The organism is Marinococcus halophilus (assembly GCF_002265875.1).
Classification (GTDB): domain Bacteria; phylum Bacillota; class Bacilli; order Bacillales; family Marinococcaceae; genus Marinococcus; species Marinococcus halophilus.
On sequence record NZ_NPFA01000008.1, the window covers coordinates 40679 to 58146 of the forward strand.

A 17468-nucleotide genomic window follows, 5' to 3' on the forward strand; every position below is an offset into this window, starting at 1 on the left:
CTAGCCGGCCACAGGGAGGATCAGGAATATGTCACTGCACGTATATTCGGAATACAGCATGTTGCAAAGCACTATCAGGCTAGAGAATCTCGTCCGCAAAGCAAAAGAATACAGCTGGCCGGCAGCTGCGGTCACGGACCGGGACACGATGCACGGGGCAGTGGCTTTTTACCGTCTCTGCCGGCAGTACCAGGTGAAAAGCCTTCCAGGAATAGAGCTGTGGGTTCAGGGAGATGGCGCAGAAGACCAGGAATTCCCGGTAATTGCACTGCCGCAAAACAACGGGGGATACAAGCAGCTCATGCAGTGGGCTGGGGACAAACAACAGGACAAGCAGGTCACATGGGAACAACTGGCGGATTCTGCCGGTTGTCTTTTTATCCTGCCGCTTGAACAGAGCGAACCCGGCACCTTCAGGAAAAGCAAAAATGACTTGTATGCATTTTTTGAAAAATGGAGCAGACGGTTTGCGCCTGGTGTTCTTTGGCTTGAAGCCCCGAAAATGGAAGAGGAAATGGAGTGGAGAGAGGCAGCGGAACGATTTGGCATCTCCATGGTGGCTTCTCCGTTGATTAATATGCAAAAATCTGAAGAGGCACGGGCCTATAAACTGCTGCAGGCAGTGAAGGACGGCAGGGTCTGGAAAGATACCGTAATTGACCGGAAGCCCTTTTCACTGGAAGTGTGGCAGGAGAAGGCGACTGAGATGTACGAAGCCGGCCATCTCAATAACTGGAGAAAAATAGCTGACAAATGTCACGTAGACCTTTCATTAGGTGAAACGCACATGCCGGTATTTCCAACCCCCGGGGAGCAGCCAGCTTCTCTGTATTTAAAAAAGCTAGCGGAAAAGGGAATGCAAAAACGTTATAGTACTGTTTCAGAACATGCGCGGGAGCGGCTGAAGCATGAACTTAGCGTTATTATTGATGCCGGGTTTGCAGATTATTTTTTAATTGTGCAGGATTTTGTTGCGTTTGCTAAAAAACAGGGGATGTATGTAGGGCCTGGGAGAGGCTCGGCCGCAGGGTCGCTTGTGTCCTACCTTATCGGCATTACGGATGTGGATCCTTTGCAGTACGGTCTTCTGTTTGAGCGGTTTCTGAATCCGGAACGGGCTGCGCTTCCGGATATAGATATTGATTTTCCGGACCATCGGCGTGAAGAGGTACTGCAGTATTTGCGGACAAAATACGGGGAAACATGCGTAGCGCAGATTGTTACATTCAATACGTTCGGAGCTCGTGCTGCGATACGGGACGCAGGCAGGGTGCTTGAAATTCCACAGGGACTCATTAACCGGACAGCAGGCATGTTTTCAGGGACCGATTCTATAGCCGGAAAAACAGCCAGTGATAAAAAACTGCAGCAGTGGCAGCAGACTGAACCGAAGGTGGAGTCACTGCTCCGGGCTGCTTCCTATTTAGAAGGCCTGCCGCGCCAAACGTCCATTCACGCGGCCGGTATTGTATTAAGCAGTGGCCGGCTTGACTCCTACACTCCTTTAATGGATAGAAATGGTGTGCTCTTACTGACCCAGTACCCGATGGAAGACCTTGAAGCGCTGGGGCTGGTGAAAATTGACCTGCTGGGGCTCCGGAATTTAACGCTGCTTGAATATATGACCGAAGCAGTCCAAAAAGAAAAAAATGATTTTCAATTAAGGCACATTCCAATGAATGATAAAAAAACTTACCAACTGCTGAGCGAAGGGAAAACCAACGGCATCTTCCAGCTTGAATCAGCAGGGATGAAGTCTGCTCTGCAGCAGATCCGGCCCGACCGCTTTGAAGACATTGCTGCAGTGAGCGCACTTTACCGGCCGGGACCAATGGCTCAGATTCCTTTGTATGCAGAACGTAAGCATGGAATAAAAGAAATGCCTGCTCTTCCTGAGCATATTGAAGATATTGCTGGATCCACATATGGCATCATCGTTTATCAGGAGCAGATTATGCAGATTGCTGTAAAAGTGGCAGGGTACTCAATGGGGGAGGCGGATTCCTTCCGGCGGGCTATCAGTAAAAAAGACGCTCGTGAAATGAAAAAAGAAAAAAAGCGTTTTCTTGAAAAAGCAGGGGCTTCCGGCGTGCTGACAGCGGAAGCAGAAACAATTTTCAGCTGGATTGAACAATTTGCCAATTATGGTTTTAATAAGAGCCATGCGGTGGCCTATAGTGTGATTTCCTATCAGCTGGCTTATATCAAAGCTCACCACCCGGCCGTGTTTTTTTCATCGTTGATGTCAGGCCATGTGCGAAGTGAAGAAAAATTTCTGGAATACCAGCGGGAAGCAAAGGAAATTGGTATTGAGCTGCTCCCCCCTTCAATCAATCAAAGTGGTTATGGTTTTCGTATTGAGGAGGGGAATCTTCGTTTTGGCTTGAATATTGTTAAACAGGTAGGAAAAAGTAATATCCAGATGATTTTGAAGGAACGAAACAGCAGCGGGCGTTTTGAATACTGGCTTGATTTTCTTCACCGGGTAGATACTAGAGCGATTGGGCGGCAGGGATTTGTATATCTGATCCAGGCCGGTGTGTTTGATGAATTTGAAGTGGAACGGTCTACGCTGCTCGCTTCACTTGATCGTTCACTGCGGATAATTGAAGGGGAACAGGAATTTCAGGAATTTGGCACAGAACTGGCTCCTCGGATGCGCTGGATCGAGGCCGCCCCCCTTTCCTGGGAAGAGAAGCTCGAAATGGAAAAGGAGGCCTCCGGTTATTACTTAAGCGGCCATCCACTGGAGGCGTATAAGGAACTTTTTGCTGCCTTCGAGTTATGGGAGCTTGGAAGCTCTCTTCCCGTGGATAATCAGCTGCGCTGGGCTGGCGGGTTTGTGAGGACGGTGAAGACTGTGCGCACCAAAAATGGACAATCCATGTGCTTCCTGACGATAGACGACGGGACTGGAGAGCTTGAAGTGGTAGTTTTTCCGAATGTTTACCGGAATGTAAAATCACTGCTTGCAGAAAAATCAATTCTTTTGGTTCAGGGACGGACAGACAAGCAGTCCCGGGGGGACAAGATGATTGCGGAGAGCTGCCTCTCTCTGCCGGAAATCGAAAAACAGGCAGAACACACGCTGTATGTTAAATTGCCGGAAGATGAGCAGGGACAAGTGCTGCGCCGGGTCAAACAAGTACTTCGGCAATCGCCTGGAGCGGTGACGGTCCTCATCTATGACGGGCAACAGGGACGTGCTTTCCAGCTTGAAAACAGCTTAAAAACGGACGCCGGGGACACGTGCATGCGAGGACTTGAAAAGGTTGTTTCAAAAGAATCCATTATATTAAAATCAAATAAAGATGCCGCTGACTGATTATTCTGTTATAATAGGTAACGTTTATAATTAAATTGAACGAAACACTGAATGTGCTTCTGTAAGCACAGGGTTATCATTAAAATATAAAAAATGCTGAAGGAGAGTGGCACTATGCCTACCACCCGCGAAGAAGCACTACATATTCACAAACAGAATCAAGGGAAACTCGAAACCGTATCGAAAGTACCGGTGAAAAATGGAAGAGATTTAAGCCTGGCATATTCTCCGGGAGTAGCTGAGCCCTGCAAAGAAATTTTTGATGATAAACAAAAAGTATTCGAATATACAATGAAGGGCAATATGGTGGCAGTCGTTTCTGACGGCTCAGCCGTGCTTGGGCTGGGCAATATCGGCCCGGAAGCGTCTCTTCCGGTGATGGAAGGAAAAGCGGTTCTTTTTAAATCATTTGCCGGTGTGGATGCTTTTCCTATCTGTCTTGAAACAAATGATGTAGATAAAATTGTAGAGACGGTAAAGTTAATGCAGCCAACATTTGGCGGTGTCAACCTGGAAGATATTGCAGCCCCTAACTGCTTCGTTATTGAAGAGCGCCTAAAAAAAGAAACAAATATTCCTGTATTTCATGACGATCAGCACGGCACAGCGATCGTTACCGTAGCCGGCTTGATCAATGCTTTGAAGCTCAATAAAAAGCATTTGTCTGAGATACGGGTAGTTATTAACGGGGCAGGATCAGCGGGAATTGCCATTATTAAGCTTCTGCGCCGTTTCGGGGTGAAGGATGTCATTTTATGCGATTCTAAAGGCGCTATTTATGAAGGCCGTCCGGAAGGCATGAACGACATGAAAGCAGAAGTCGCAAAAGTAACGAACAATGAGAATGTTTCCGGCGGGCTAAAAGAGGTCGTTCAGAACACAGACGTGTTTATAGGCGTTTCCGTAGCGGGAGTACTTTCAAAAGAAATGGTAGAGTCCATGAATGATGACCCGATCATTTTTGCGATGGCCAACCCGGACCCCGAGATCACACCGGATGATGCTAAAGACGCTGGGGCAAAAGTGATCGGTACCGGCCGTTCCGATTTTCCAAACCAGGTAAACAATGTGCTGGCCTTTCCGGGTATTTTTCGCGGAGCTCTCGATGTGAACGCCACTCACATTAACGAAGATATGAAAAAAGCAGCTGTATACGCTATTGCAGAGCTGATTACGGAAGATGAACTGAACGAAGACTATGTAATTCCAAACCCGTTTGATCCAAGAGTCGCTCCGGAAGTAGCTGCGGCGGTGGCAAAAACAGCCATGGAAACAGGCGTGGCGAGGAAAAACGCCGATCCGGAGAAAATCAAAGAGAAAACCAGGGCTCTTTCCGATATTGAAGAATAATAAAGGCCTATAGACCTAACCATTGAAGATGTCTGGCTTTTCCTATGTATTAGAGCTTGTCTGTGATAAACTATGTGGGAGACTAATAGCAGGAGCGATCGCTGACAAAACGGTCGCTCCTGATGTACGTCTGCAAATAAAACAACAGCGCTGCGTTATGTACACCAGCTGAACGGTGAAATACATTCCGGGACGCTGCAGTCTGCTTGCGTTTCTATTATTTGCGGAGCAGCCAAGCATTAAATATGAAGAAGGTGTCTTTATGATGATCAAAGATTTATTCAGTAAAAGGCGAAAATATGCTTCAATGCCGGCTGAAAGGGAACAGCCGAAAACCATGAACGAGGGCGTTATGACAAAATGTCCCAAATGCAAAACAATTGTTTATACAAAAGAATTAGTAAAACATGCCAATGTCTGTATGCATTGTGGTCATCATATGCCGATGACTCCTTCCGAACGGATTGATTTGATCCTTGATGAGGATTCTTTTCACGAGCTGAACCCTCATATGGTCTCGGCAGACCCTCTGGAGTTTCCGGAATACAAGGAAAAGCTTGAAAAGGACCAGAAAAAAACCGGCCATAAGGAAGCTGTCGTCACAGGAGAAGGAACGATCGGCGGCACCCCGGTGGTCCTGGGCGTGATGGATCCGGCATTTCGGATGGGCAGTATGGGCTCGGTAGTTGGAGAAAAAATCACCCGGGCAATCGAGCGGGCCCTTGACCTCCATGCCCCGTTCATTCTGTTTTCTGCTTCGGGCGGAGCCCGGATGCAGGAAGGGATTCTCAGCCTCATGCAGATGGCTAAAACCAGCGCAGCACTGAAAAAAATGGATGAAGCAGGGCTTTTGTTTGTCTCAGTTATGACCCATCCCACCACGGGGGGCGTTTCTGCAAGCTTCGCCTCTCTTGGGGATTATAATTTTGCCGAACCTGAAGCATTGATCGGCTTTGCCGGCAGAAGAATAATTGAACAGACGATCCGCCAAGAGCTTCCCGAAGATTTTCAGACAGCAGAATTTTTGCTTAAACACGGCCAGCTTGACAAGGTGCTACACAGGCAGGATATGAAAAACACTTTGTCTGCGATCGTGCAGATGCATACGTGAAGGGAGTCAGTGCCAATGGAAAATCATCTTCCTTTTGAAAAACCAATCATGGAGCTCCGAAACAAAATCGATGAATTAAAAAGCTTTACAGATGAGAAGGATATCGATTTAAGCGGAGAAATAGAGAAATTGGAACAGCGGCTAGAGCAGCTCGAAGCCGAAGTATATAACAATTTAAAGCCGTGGCAGCGTGTGCAGATCGCAAGGCACCCGGAGCGCCCCACCACTCTCGATTATATCGACAGTTTGTTTGAGCAATTCATCGAATTGCATGGCGATCGTCTGTTTGGAGATGACGAAGCGATTGTTGGGGGCATCGCTTTTTTTGAAGGAAGCCCGGTGACTGTCATCGGCCATCAACGCGGACGAGATACGAAGGAAAACGTCCGCCGGAATTTCGGGATGCCGCATCCGGAAGGGTACCGCAAAGCGCTTCGGCTTATGAAGCAGGCGGAAAAATTTAACCGTCCGGTGATCTGTTTTGTCGATACGAAGGGCGCTTATCCTGGAAAAGCGGCGGAAGAGCGCGGCCAGAGTGAAGCCATTGCCCGGAATTTGATGGAAATGGCTGGCCTGAAAGTGCCGGTAATTAGTGTTGTTATCGGAGAAGGCGGCAGCGGAGGCGGGCTTGCGCTTGGAGTGGCGAACCATGTACATATGTTCGAAAATTCATGGTACTCGACCATCTCCCCTGAAGGTGCTTCCTCTATTTTATGGAAGGATGCTTCATATGCCCGGGAAGCTGCAGAAGCTATGCGTATTACGGCTGGAGACTTACAAGAATTTGGTGTGGTTGATGAGATTGTGAAAGAACCCCGGGGAGGGGCGCATCATGATCCAAAAGAACAAACGGCTATTTTACGGAAGACGCTTCAACAGTCTTTAAAGGACCTGCTTGTATTAACGCCGAATGAATTAATAGAATCAAGGTATGAAAAATTTAAGCAAATGGGCACGTTTGAAGAAAGTGATTTTTAGGAAAGCGCCGGGTGGCGCTTTTTTTGTGAAATAGAACCGCTCCTGCTGTTCAGCTGCAATTGAAAAGAGGTGCGGGCAACTGTGCGAGATGGCAATTTTGACTTGGTTTTTTAATAATAGCAGCTTTCGAAAATATAATTACTTTTGTGTCATCGGGTCTATAACGGGTATAATGATAAACAGGAATGCAAAGGGAAGGAGTTATGGAATGAAACGGATTGGAGTGTTAACGAGCGGAGGAGATTCGCCCGGAATGAATGCAGCCATACGTGCTGTTGTTCGGAAGGCGATCTACCATGATCTTGAAGTTTATGGCGTGCAGTACGGCTATGCCGGGCTGATCGAAGGTGACATTGAAAAAATGGAGCTTGGCGACGTAGGTGATATTATTCACCGCGGTGGAACAAAACTATATACTGCCCGCTGCGAGGAATTCCGCACGCCGGAGGGACGACAGAAGGCTGTAGATCAGCTGAACGCAAGAGGCATTGAAGCTTTGGTCGTTATAGGCGGTGACGGCTCGTTCCGTGGAGCGGAAAAATTAACTGAGCTTGGCTACCCAACGATTGGAATACCAGGGACCATCGACAACGATATTCCGGGCACAGACTATACAATTGGTTTTGATACAGCCTTGAACACAGTTATTGACGCGATTGATAAAATCCGGGATACCGCCACTTCACATGAACGTACATACGTTATTGAAGTAATGGGCAGAGACGCCGGTGATCTCGCTCTCTGGTCCGGCCTGGCCGACGGTGCCGAGACGATTTTAATCCCAGAGGAAGAGTATGATATGGATCAGGTAGTCAGCCGTCTACGTCGCGGACATGCGAGGGGTAAGAAGCACAGTATCATCATTATCGCCGAAGGCGTAGGAAGCGGCACAGAGTTTGGCCAGAAGATCCAGGAAACAACGAATCTCGAAACAAGGGTAACCGTTCTTGGCCACATTCAGCGTGGAGGGTCACCGACCGGTTTTGACCGGGTACTTGCAAGTCGTCTCGGCGCAAGAGCTGTTGAACTTCTTTTGAATGGAAAAGAAGGAAGAATGGTCGGTATCGAGAAAAATGAGATCGTTGATAAATCGATTCCAGAAGTGCTTAAGCAGAAGCATCAGGTGGACTCTGGCATGTACAAACTATCCCAGGAGCTGTCGATTTAATTCCGGGGCAAAGGCTTTACCGCGGATGAAAAGTTTCTATGATACAATAAACTAGGATTTCAGAGAGAGAACAGGAGGAAGATCATGCGAAAAACAAAGATTGTATGCACGATAGGACCGGCAAGTGAAGCGCCGGAAACGCTGGAAAAATTAATTAAAAACGGGATGAATGTAGCGAGGCTTAATTTTTCCCATGGGGATTTTGATGAGCATCAGGCCCGGATTGACAGCATTCGCGAAGTTTCTGCCCGGCTGAAGAAAAATGTGGCAATACTGCTTGACACAAAGGGGCCGGAAGTACGTACTCATACGATGGAAGGCGGCGCCATCCAGCTTGAAAAGGGACAGCCGTTGATCATCAGCACGGAAGAAGTCGTCGGCACAACAGAAAAAATCTCCGTTACTCACGGTGGTTTAACCGAAGATATGGAAGTCGGCAAAAAAATTCTTCTCGATGACGGACTGATTGAGCTTGAAGTAACCGGTATCGAAGACAAAGAAGTTCATACGAAAGTGCTGAATAACGGCGAACTGAAAAACAAAAAAGGCGTTAACCTCCCGAACGTGAAGGTCAATCTGCCAGGCATAACAGAAAAAGATGCGGATGACATCGAATTCGGAATTAGAAATAACGTCGACTTTATTGCCGCTTCATTTGTACGCCGGGCTTCTGATGTTTTGGAAATTCGCGAGCTCCTGGAAAAACACGGAGCAGAAGATACGTTCATCGTGCCGAAAATTGAGAACCAGGAAGGCATCGACAACGTCGAGGAAATTCTTGAAGTGTCCGACGGGTTGATGGTGGCGCGCGGAGACATGGGCGTTGAAATTCCGCCTGAGGAAGTGCCGCTTGTACAAAAGCGCCTGATTAAACGCTGCAACTTCCTCGCCAAGCCGGTAATTACAGCTACGCAGATGCTTGATTCGATGCAGCATAACCCACGCCCGACGAGGGCGGAAGCAAGTGACGTGGCAAATGCCATTTTTGATGGTACAGACGCTATCATGCTTTCCGGAGAAACAGCAGCGGGAGATTATCCGGTGGAATCAGTAGAAACCATGAGCAATATTGCGCTGAGAGCAGAGTCTTCGCTGCAGTACCGCAATACACTGGACGAAAAAACAAAAGAAAGCAAGCCTTCAATTACCAACTCCATTGGGCAGTCCGTAGCCTACACCGCCCATTCGCTGAATGCTTCGGCGATTCTTACCGCTACCGAAAGCGGGTATACCGCACGTATTGTTTCGAAATATCGTCCGGAGTCGCCGATTATTGCGGTTACAAGCAATGAACGCGTCTACCGCCGGCTTGCGCTAATCTGGGGCGTCCAGGGACTGTTGGGCACGAAATCCAGTACCACCGATGAAATGCTTGATGTAACTGTAAGCAAGGCTCTATCAGAAGAACTCGTCAGCCGCGGAGATCTTGTTGTTATTTCTGCCGGGGTGCCTGTAGGAGAAACGGGAACAACCAACCTGATGAAAGTTCACGTAATCGGTGAAACGGTCGCCAAAGGACAGGGCATTGGCCGTTACACCGCAGCGGGAAGAGTAGTCGTTGCCGGAAGCGCAGAAGAAGCAAACGCCAAAATGACAGAAGGCGCCGTGCTCGTCACCCAGGCAACAGACAAAGACATGATGCCAGCCGTTGAAAAAGCGTTGGCAGTTGTCACAGAAGAAGGAGGATTAACCTCCCACGCCGCGGTGGTAGGCTTGAACCTGGGTATTCCTGTAGTAGTTGGTGTAGAAGAAGCCAGAAGCTTATTTGAAGACGGCGAAGAAATTACTGTCGATGCTTCAAGAGGCGACATTTACCGCGGGCACGCCAGTGTGCTGTAAGCGGTTCTGATTATTCTTTTTGGTCTTGCGGCGCCTGAGTTACGCCGGGGGCTGGATAAAAACTTAAACGAAGGGGGGCGGGCAGATGGCTAAATGGTTTTTATTACTGCTGATTATTATACCGGCTGCAGAAGTAGGGGTGCTAATATTAGCCGGCAATACGATTGGTATATGGCCGACAATTGCACTCATTATTGCAACCGGCCTGCTTGGGGCCTGGCTGGCGAAACGGGAAGGCCTGCAGGTGTTCCGTACGCTGCAGCTGCAGACACAGCGGGGAGAAATGCCTGGAGATATTGTCCTCGATGGTGTATGTATTCTTGTCGGCGGTACGCTGTTGCTCACCCCAGGCTTTATCACAGACGCTCTTGGCTTCAGCCTGTTGATCCCGTGGTCGAGAAGAGGAATGAAAGCTGTGTTAAAGAGATGGTTTAAAAAAATGGTAGATAACGGGAATATAAGAGTAATGGGGCGCAGGTGGTAATCCTGACGCCCCGCCCGCCCGATTGAAACTTCTGAAAACTTTCCGGGCGCACATGACATGAAATTGTCAAATGTGGTAGGATTATTAGGAGCGTTTAATTTGGAAGGATGACCATGCATTGTTATCGCAAGCCTCAGTTTTTTTACTTATACTGCTTGCGGTGGGAATTTTCGCAAAAAACCAGTCGCTAATTGTAGCCGTTGCTGCTTTAATTGTTATTAAATGGACAGGGCTGGGCGATAAAATATTTCCGTTTATGCAGGCAAAAGGCATTGAAATTGCTGTTACTATTTTGACGTTTGCGGTTCTGGTTCCTATTGCTACCGGGGATATTGGCTTTCGCCAGCTCGGCGAAGCAGTTCGTTCCTATTATGCATGGATTGCGCTTGCTTCAGGCATTCTGGTGGCTCTTATCGCCAAGGGGGGTGTAGAGCTGCTTCAGAGCGACCCGCATATTACCACTGCACTAGTGCTTGGAACTATATTAGCAGTAGCTCTGTTTAACGGTATAGCCGTCGGCCCTCTAATCGGGGCTGGCATCGCATATATTGCGATGAGAGCCGTAGAGTGGTTTTCCTCTCTCGGTGGATAACGGCTGAATAACAGCCGGGGTGTTTCTCCGGCTGCCTAAACAGGGAAATAGTCATTATTGTGTACACAATTGAATGCGCTACACCTCCAAAAAGTAGCAGTACAATGGGTTTTTATGACAAAAACAGACCAACCGTTCTGTTTTGAAACGTATGTTTTATTAAAAGGAAAATGTAAGCATTTTCTTCTTCGGTACATACGTTATACTTTTTGAATTAAAGGAGAGATTGTGTAATGAGTTCAACTCGTGGTTTAGAAGGCGTTGTAGCTACAACTTCCAGTGTCAGCTCCATTGTTGATGATGTGTTAAAGTATCAGGGATATCATATTGATGACCTGACAGAGCATGCATCTTTTGAAGAAGTTATTTACCTGCTTTGGTACGGAGAGCTTCCAAACAAAGAAGAATATAACAACTTCCGCCAGTCGCTCATGGATAATATGAGCGTTCCGGATGAGGTCTTTGATTATATGAAACAGTATTCAGTTGATAAAGTGCGTCCTATGGCTGCCCTTCGTACTGCAGTGTCCCAGTTAAGCTTATATGACAGTGAAGCTGACGACATGAGCGAAGAAGCAAACCAGCGCAAAGCTGTGCGTCTGCAGTCACAAATTCTATCTCTCGTCACAGGCTTTGCAAGAATTCGAAAAGGTAAAGATCCAATCAAACCCGATCCTGCACTGAGCTTTTCGGCAAACTTTATGTATATGCTAAACGGAGAAGAGCCAGATGAAACGTCCATCAAAGCATTTAACAAAGCGATGATCCTGCATGCCGACCACGAGCTGAATGCTTCAACCTTTACCGCCCGTGTATGTGTGGCTACCCTTTCGGATATGTACTCTGGAGTCACAGCTGCTATCGGGGCATTAAAAGGCCCGCTTCACGGTGGCGCCAACGAGCGTGTGATGGAAATGCTTACAGAAATCGGCACTCCTGAAAATGTAGACAGTCATGTGCAGAAGCTTCTTGATAACAAAGAAAAGATTATGGGCTTTGGCCACCGGGTATATAAAACCGGTGATCCGCGTGCCAAGCATCTGCGCGAAATGTCCCGCCAGCTGACAGAAGTGACCGGAGAATCGAAATGGTATGACATGTCGATGAAGGTTGAAGAAAAAATTGAAAATGAAAAAGGATTGCTGCCAAACGTGGACTTCTTCTCGGCGTCCGTATATCACAGTCTCGGCATCGACCATGACTTGTTCACGCCAATTTTTGCTGTCAGCCGCACGTCCGGATGGATTGCCCATATTCTTGAGCAGTATGAAAACAATCGTTTAATCCGTCCGCGCGCCGAATACGTTGGCCCGGAAAACAAAAAGTATGTTTCTCTTGAAGAGCGGTAAGAAAGACTTTAAAAAGCAGCACTTCGCTTGTCTTGCTTTCAGCTTCAGCAGCCCCGGGCACGGTCCAGTGCCCGGGAAAAGTAAAGGTTTATTATATTAAAGGAGGATTTATTCATGTCTAATGGAGAAAAAATTCAAACTAGTAATGGTAACTTAACGGTGCCAAACGAACCGATTATTCCGTATATCGAAGGGGACGGCATCGGCCCGGACATCTGGGCAGCAGCGGAGAAAGTATTGGATGCAGCTGTAGAAAAAGCCTATAACGGAGAAAAGAAAATTCATTGGAAAGAAATCCTTGTAGGACAGAAAGCTTATGACAAAACAGGCGAATGGCTTCCGGAAGAATCCCTGGATGCTATCCGTGAATACTTAATCGCTATTAAAGGCCCACTCACTACTCCTATCGGTGGAGGCATCCGTTCCCTGAACGTGGCGCTGCGCCAAAAGCTTGACCTGTTTACGTGCCTGCGCCCGGTTCAGCACTTTACAGGAGTGCCTTCTCCAGTGAAGCGCCCGGAAGACGTCAACATGGTGATTTTCCGTGAAAATACAGAAGATATCTATGCCGGCATTGAATTCCAGGAAGGCACGGATGAAGTGAAAAAAGTAATCGACTTCCTGCAAAACGAAATGGGATCCGAAAACATCCGTTTCCCTGAAACATCCGGAATCGGCGTAAAACCTGTTTCCAAAGAAGGTACTGAGCGTCTCGTGCGTGCGTCAATTCAATACGCTCTTGATGAAGGCCGTGAAAGTGTAACCCTCGTACACAAGGGTAATATCATGAAGTTTACAGAAGGCTCCTTCAAAAACTGGGGTTACGACCTTGCGGAGCGTGAATTCGGGGATAAAGTCTTCACATGGCGCGAATACGATGAAATCGTAGAAAAAGAAGGCAAAGAAGCAGGAAATGCTGCCCAGGATAAAGCGGTAAGTGAAGGCAAAATCATTGTAAAAGATGCTATCGCAGACATCTTCCTGCAGCAGATTCTGACACGTCCGAAAGAGTTTGATGTAGTAGCCACGATGAACTTGAACGGCGACTATGTTTCCGACGCCCTCGCTGCACAGGTTGGCGGTATTGGTATTGCGCCGGGCGCCAACATCAACTATGAGACAGGGCACGCTATTTTCGAAGCGACACACGGCACAGCGCCAAAATACGCCGGCCTGGACAAAGTAAATCCATCTTCTGTAATCCTGTCCGGTGAACTGCTCCTTCGTCACCTTGGCTGGAATGAAGCTGCCGAGCTTGTGCTTCAATCCATGGACAAAACCATCGGAAGCAAAGTCGTTACTTATGACTTCGCACGCCTGATGGACGGAGCAAAAGAAGTGAAGTGCTCTGAGTTCGGTGACGCTCTAATCAGCAATATGTAATCCAATCAATTGATAGGAGATGAGCACGCATGGCTATTACGCGCAGAAAAGTATCAGTTATAGGAGGCGGCTTTACAGGCGCTACTACGGCTCTTATGGTTGCCCAGAAAGAGCTCGGGGATGTAGTGCTTGTAGATGTCCCGGACAATGAAGGACCGACAAAAGGGAAAGCACTCGATATGCTCGAGTCGACTCCGGTAAATGGGTCGGATGTTAATGTGACCGGCACCTCGGATTACGCTGATACAGCTGGGTCGGACATTGTCGTAATTACAGCAGGTATTGCAAGAAAGCCGGGAATGAGCCGGGATGATCTGATTAATACAAATGCAAAAATCATGAAATCTGTCACAAAAGAAATTGTGAAACATTCACCGGAATGCATTATTGTCGTGCTCACGAATCCGGCAGATGCAATGACGTATGCTGTGTATAAAGAATCCGGCTTCCCTAAAAACCGTGTTATCGGCCAGTCCGGGGTGCTCGATACGGCACGTTTCCGCACATTTGTTGCCCAGGAGACCGGTATTTCTGTGGAAGACATCCAGGGATTCGTTCTTGGGGGCCACGGAGATGACATGGTACCGCTGATCCGTTATTCGAACGCTGGCGGAGTGCCGCTGACTAAGCTCATATCCCAGGAACGTATTGACGCCATTATTGAACGCACACGCAAGGGCGGAGGAGAAATTGTGCAGCTTCTTGGTAATGGAAGTGCGTACTATGCCCCTGCTGCTGCTCTTACAGAAATGGTCGAAGCTATTTTGAAGGATAAAAAGCGCGTGCTCCCATCTATTGCTTATCTTGAAGGCGAATATGGATATGATGATCTTTACCTCGGAGTCCCGACCATTCTTGGCGGTAACGGACTGGAAAAAATTATCGAGCTCGAGCTGACAGAGGAAGAACAAAACCAATTGAATACTTCTGCTGATTCTGTTCGTGATGTCATGAAGGCCTTACCGAACGATTAAAGAAGTACTGCGGGCTGCCTGTATCGTACAGGCAGTCTTTTTTTGCTTGCAGACGAAAAGCGATAAACATTGAGCTGTACTGTTCGCTTATAGTATGATGAATGTGACAGATGCAGCAGCTCGGGAAAATAATCAGGGCCAAGGGGGGCGCTGAGAGGCGGAGGGTTCATATGGCAACAAGGTTGTTGGTAGTAGACGATGAAGAATCTATCGTAACGCTGTTAAAATACAATCTCGAACAGTCGGGATACACGGTGGATACCGCTTATGACGGCGTGGAAGCAATCCGGAAAGCACAGCAGGTAAAGTACGATTTAATTGTGCTGGATCTGATGATTCCAGAGATCGACGGCCTCGAGGTGTGCCGGAAAATCCGGACTGAAAAAATACAGGTTCCAATATTGATGCTTACTGCAAAAGACGAAGAATTTGATAAAGTGCTCGGTCTTGAACTTGGAGCCGATGATTATATGACAAAGCCGTTCAGCCCGCGCGAGCTGGTCGCCCGTGTTAAGGCCATCATGCGTAGAGTGGACTATTCCGGGCAGGAAACGGAAATGGAAAAAATAGAAAGTAAAACCATCGGTCACTTAACAGTATATCCGGAAAATTATGAAGCATACGTGCAGGAAGAAGCACTTGAACTGACTCCGAAAGAATTTGAACTGCTCGTCTACTTAATTAATCATAAAGGCCGGGTGCTTACGCGTGACCAGCTATTGAATGCAGTATGGAATTACGAATTTGTCGGAGACACGAGAATTGTCGATGTACATATTAGTCATCTACGTGAAAAAATTGAACCGAATACGAAAAAACCGGTATACATCAAAACAGTCCGTGGTCTTGGCTATAAATTTGAGGAGCCCGCGCCTGCATGAAGCGATTCCGCACCCGCTTGATTGTAGCCTTGATGGCGATTATTTTAATCGTTTTGACCGTCGTGGGGCTTGTGATAGGGCAAATTGTCCGTTCCCTTTATGTGGAGGAGCTCGAGAATAGTCTGGAAAGAGAGGCCAACCTTTCTGCCTCTATTGCTGAAGAGCGGGAGGAAGGAAACTGGGAAGCACTGGCCCAGAATATAAGCAGTCAGCTGGATGTCCGTGTGACGATTTTGAATGAAACCGGAGAGGTTATTGGAGAAACAGAAGCTGAATCAGAGGAACTCGACAATCATTTCGGACGTCCGGAAATAGAGGAGGCCCGTGAAAGTGGTAAAGGAAGTAACATCCGATACAGTAATACGCTGGAAGCAGAGCTTTTATATTACGCGGTGCCTTTTTCGTATGAAAACTATACGTATTATATGAGACTTGCGATACCTGTCGAACGGATTAACGCGATTAACTGGCTGATTTGGGGAACGTTGATTGGCTGCTTTGGTGTAGCGCTCTTAATCATTTTATACATTACAACCAAAGTGACAAATCAATTGACCAAACCGATCACCCAGGCTACAAAAACGGCCAATGAACTGGCTAAAGGCAATTTCAGTGCCCGTGCTTATGGAAGCGCCCAGGATGAGGTTGGCCAGCTGACCCGCTCTATTAACGTGCTCGCATTTAACCTTGAAAGCGTGACAAAGGAAAACCAGGAGCAGCAGGAACGGCTTGAGACCCTGATTAATACGATGGAGAGCGGGCTGGTTTTTATAAACAGCCGCGGCGAAATTACACTGATGAATGCCTATTGCTCCCGCGTTTTTGAAGAGGATACAAGTGAATGGCTCAATTTATTGTATTATGAAGCGATGGATGAAAAAGAGATCATTAAGCTCATCCAGAAGATATTTTTAACTGAAAGCCGGACGAGCGCCACCGTCCAGATGCTGCATGAGCTTGAAGTGCGTTTTTTCCATGTATACGGGGCACCAGTACTTGGAGAAAATGAAGAGCTGCGGGGTATCGTACTCGTTTTGCATGATATTACAGAGTTGAAAAAGCTTGAGGAAGTGCGAAAAGATTTTGTGGCTAACGTTTCGCATGAATTAAAAACACCGGTGACATCAGTAAAAGGCTTTACCGAAACGCTCCTTGACGGGGCCATGCATGATGAAGCGTTAAGCAGGCAATTCCTGGAAATTATGTGGAAAGAAAGCGACCGGCTTCAGGATTTAATCAGTGATCTGTTGGAACTTTCAAGAATTGAACAGGATTACTTTGAATTAAACCGGACCCGTTTTGACATGAGCAGCACAATAACAGAAGCCCTGCGGCTTCTTGAATCTAAAGCGATCGATAAGCACTTGCTGCTCACTTCCCGTATTGACACTGGAATTTATATGGACGGGGACGAAGCCCGGATAAAACAGATTATTATTAACCTGATAAACAATGCGATTATTTATACTAAAGAAGGCGGTGAAGTGCAGGTCCGGCTGTTTGAAGAAGCGGAAGAGGCAGTGCTTGAAGTGGAGGACAATGGCATTGGCATTAGTCCCGAACAACTGCCGCGTATTTTTGAAAGGTTCTATCGTGTTGATAAAGCCAGAAGCCGCGGCTCTGGAGGCACTGGACTCGGGCTGGCTATTGTTAAACACCTGACGGATGCCCATGGCGGGCGTATCGAAGTGCACAGCAGAAAAAACGAAGGGACGACATTTACACTGCGCTTTCCGAAGTCACGGAATATGGAAGAGGAAGAATTTACAAATTCTTAATCTCTAATCCATAAGTCATTTACATTTATGTTATAACATAGTGGTCGAACGGGTTTTCATCCGCTGCTTGTTTCTGCAGCGGGCTGCATCCCCTCTGGAACGAAAGCACCCCTTGGCTTTCGTTCTTTTTTTGTGCTTTTTCAAGTGGACGTTCTGACGCTGCACGCGGTGTATGATAAAATATAACGATGAACATGAAAGTACATTAGGTGCTATACATAAGAAGCCGGTTTGGCTTTTTGAAATAAGGAGGACA

The 17468-nt window shown here is 47.3% G+C and carries 14 protein-coding genes; 13 read left to right on the forward strand and 1 reads right to left on the reverse strand.

Annotated features, from left to right (window positions below):
* Positions 1-28: 28 nt before the first annotated feature.
* From CHL76_RS09620 to pnpS, 13 genes are all read left to right on the forward strand, one after another.
* Positions 29-3325, forward strand: coding sequence for a DNA polymerase III subunit alpha (locus tag CHL76_RS09620; RefSeq protein ID WP_094908443.1), 3297 nt, complete (start codon positions 29-31; stop codon positions 3323-3325).
* Positions 3326-3439: 114 nt separating this feature from the next.
* Entirely contained in the window at positions 3440-4675 is a 1236-nt protein-coding gene (gene ystJ, locus CHL76_RS09625) for an NADP-dependent malic enzyme (protein ID WP_094908444.1), read from the forward strand.
* 265 nt (positions 4676-4940) lie between these two features.
* A complete protein-coding gene (accD, locus tag CHL76_RS09630) occupies positions 4941-5786 on the forward strand; it encodes an acetyl-CoA carboxylase, carboxyltransferase subunit beta (protein ID WP_079477008.1) in 846 nt (281 codons plus the stop codon).
* A gap of 15 nt (positions 5787-5801) precedes the next feature.
* Positions 5802-6764, forward strand: coding sequence for an acetyl-CoA carboxylase carboxyltransferase subunit alpha (locus tag CHL76_RS09635; RefSeq protein ID WP_079475765.1), 963 nt, complete (start codon positions 5802-5804; stop codon positions 6762-6764).
* A 208-nt stretch (positions 6765-6972) separates the two neighbouring features.
* On the forward strand, positions 6973-7932 hold the full coding sequence (gene pfkA, locus CHL76_RS09640; RefSeq protein WP_094908445.1) for a 6-phosphofructokinase: 960 nt from the start codon (positions 6973-6975) through the stop codon (positions 7930-7932).
* A gap of 84 nt (positions 7933-8016) precedes the next feature.
* On the forward strand, positions 8017-9771 hold the full coding sequence (gene pyk, locus CHL76_RS09645; RefSeq protein ID WP_094908446.1) for a pyruvate kinase: 1755 nt from the start codon (positions 8017-8019) through the stop codon (positions 9769-9771).
* An 85-nt stretch (positions 9772-9856) separates the two neighbouring features.
* Positions 9857-10255 carry an FxsA family protein gene (locus CHL76_RS09650; protein ID WP_079475768.1) on the forward strand — a complete coding sequence of 133 codons (399 nt, stop codon included), beginning with the start codon at positions 9857-9859 and terminating at the stop codon, positions 10253-10255.
* A gap of 118 nt (positions 10256-10373) precedes the next feature.
* On the forward strand, positions 10374-10847 hold the full coding sequence (locus tag CHL76_RS09655) for a DUF441 domain-containing protein (RefSeq protein WP_079475769.1): 474 nt from the start codon (positions 10374-10376) through the stop codon (positions 10845-10847).
* A 233-nt stretch (positions 10848-11080) separates the two neighbouring features.
* Positions 11081-12196, forward strand: coding sequence for a citrate synthase (citZ, locus tag CHL76_RS09660; RefSeq protein WP_079475770.1), 1116 nt, complete (start codon positions 11081-11083; stop codon positions 12194-12196).
* Positions 12197-12310: 114 nt separating this feature from the next.
* Entirely contained in the window at positions 12311-13579 is a 1269-nt protein-coding gene (gene icd, locus CHL76_RS09665; protein WP_079475771.1) for an NADP-dependent isocitrate dehydrogenase, read from the forward strand.
* A 29-nt stretch (positions 13580-13608) separates the two neighbouring features.
* Positions 13609-14553 (forward strand): malate dehydrogenase, encoded by a 945-nt coding sequence (gene mdh / locus CHL76_RS09670; RefSeq protein ID WP_094908447.1) that lies wholly within the window; start codon positions 13609-13611, stop codon positions 14551-14553.
* A 170-nt stretch (positions 14554-14723) separates the two neighbouring features.
* On the forward strand, positions 14724-15434 hold the full coding sequence (locus tag CHL76_RS09675; RefSeq protein WP_079475772.1) for a response regulator transcription factor: 711 nt from the start codon (positions 14724-14726) through the stop codon (positions 15432-15434).
* Positions 15431-17212, forward strand: a complete 1782-nt coding sequence (pnpS, locus tag CHL76_RS09680; RefSeq protein WP_094908448.1) for a two-component system histidine kinase PnpS — start codon at positions 15431-15433, stop codon at positions 17210-17212. Before CHL76_RS09675 ends, pnpS begins: the two co-directional genes overlap by 4 nt.
* Positions 17213-17237: 25 nt before the next feature.
* Here the strand turns inward: pnpS and CHL76_RS17070 are convergent, their stop codons facing one another.
* Positions 17238-17408 (reverse strand): hypothetical protein, encoded by a 171-nt coding sequence (locus tag CHL76_RS17070; protein WP_158219143.1) that lies wholly within the window; start codon positions 17406-17408, stop codon positions 17238-17240.
* Positions 17409-17468: the final 60 nt, after the last annotated feature.

Excerpts from the sequence above, each read along its gene's own strand:
- CHL76_RS09620 (WP_094908443.1), top strand. The coding sequence starts at position 29 with ATGTCACTGCACGTATATTCGGAATACAGCATGTTGCAAAGCACTATC.
- ystJ (WP_094908444.1), top strand. The coding sequence starts at position 3,440 with ATGCCTACCACCCGCGAAGAAGCACTACATATTCACAAACAGAATCAA.
- accD (WP_079477008.1), top strand. The coding sequence starts at position 4,941 with ATGATCAAAGATTTATTCAGTAAAAGGCGAAAATATGCTTCAATGCCG.
- CHL76_RS09635 (WP_079475765.1), top strand. The coding sequence starts at position 5,802 with ATGGAAAATCATCTTCCTTTTGAAAAACCAATCATGGAGCTCCGAAAC.
- pfkA (WP_094908445.1), top strand. The coding sequence starts at position 6,973 with ATGAAACGGATTGGAGTGTTAACGAGCGGAGGAGATTCGCCCGGAATG.
- pyk (WP_094908446.1), top strand. The coding sequence starts at position 8,017 with ATGCGAAAAACAAAGATTGTATGCACGATAGGACCGGCAAGTGAAGCG.
- CHL76_RS09650 (WP_079475768.1), top strand. The coding sequence starts at position 9,857 with ATGGCTAAATGGTTTTTATTACTGCTGATTATTATACCGGCTGCAGAA.
- citZ (WP_079475770.1), top strand. The coding sequence starts at position 11,081 with ATGAGTTCAACTCGTGGTTTAGAAGGCGTTGTAGCTACAACTTCCAGT.
- icd (WP_079475771.1), top strand. The coding sequence starts at position 12,311 with ATGTCTAATGGAGAAAAAATTCAAACTAGTAATGGTAACTTAACGGTG.
- mdh (WP_094908447.1), top strand. The coding sequence starts at position 13,609 with ATGGCTATTACGCGCAGAAAAGTATCAGTTATAGGAGGCGGCTTTACA.
- CHL76_RS09675 (WP_079475772.1), top strand. The coding sequence starts at position 14,724 with ATGGCAACAAGGTTGTTGGTAGTAGACGATGAAGAATCTATCGTAACG.
- pnpS (WP_094908448.1), top strand. The coding sequence starts at position 15,431 with ATGAAGCGATTCCGCACCCGCTTGATTGTAGCCTTGATGGCGATTATT.
- CHL76_RS17070 (WP_158219143.1), bottom strand. The coding sequence starts at position 17,408 with ATGTTCATCGTTATATTTTATCATACACCGCGTGCAGCGTCAGAACGT.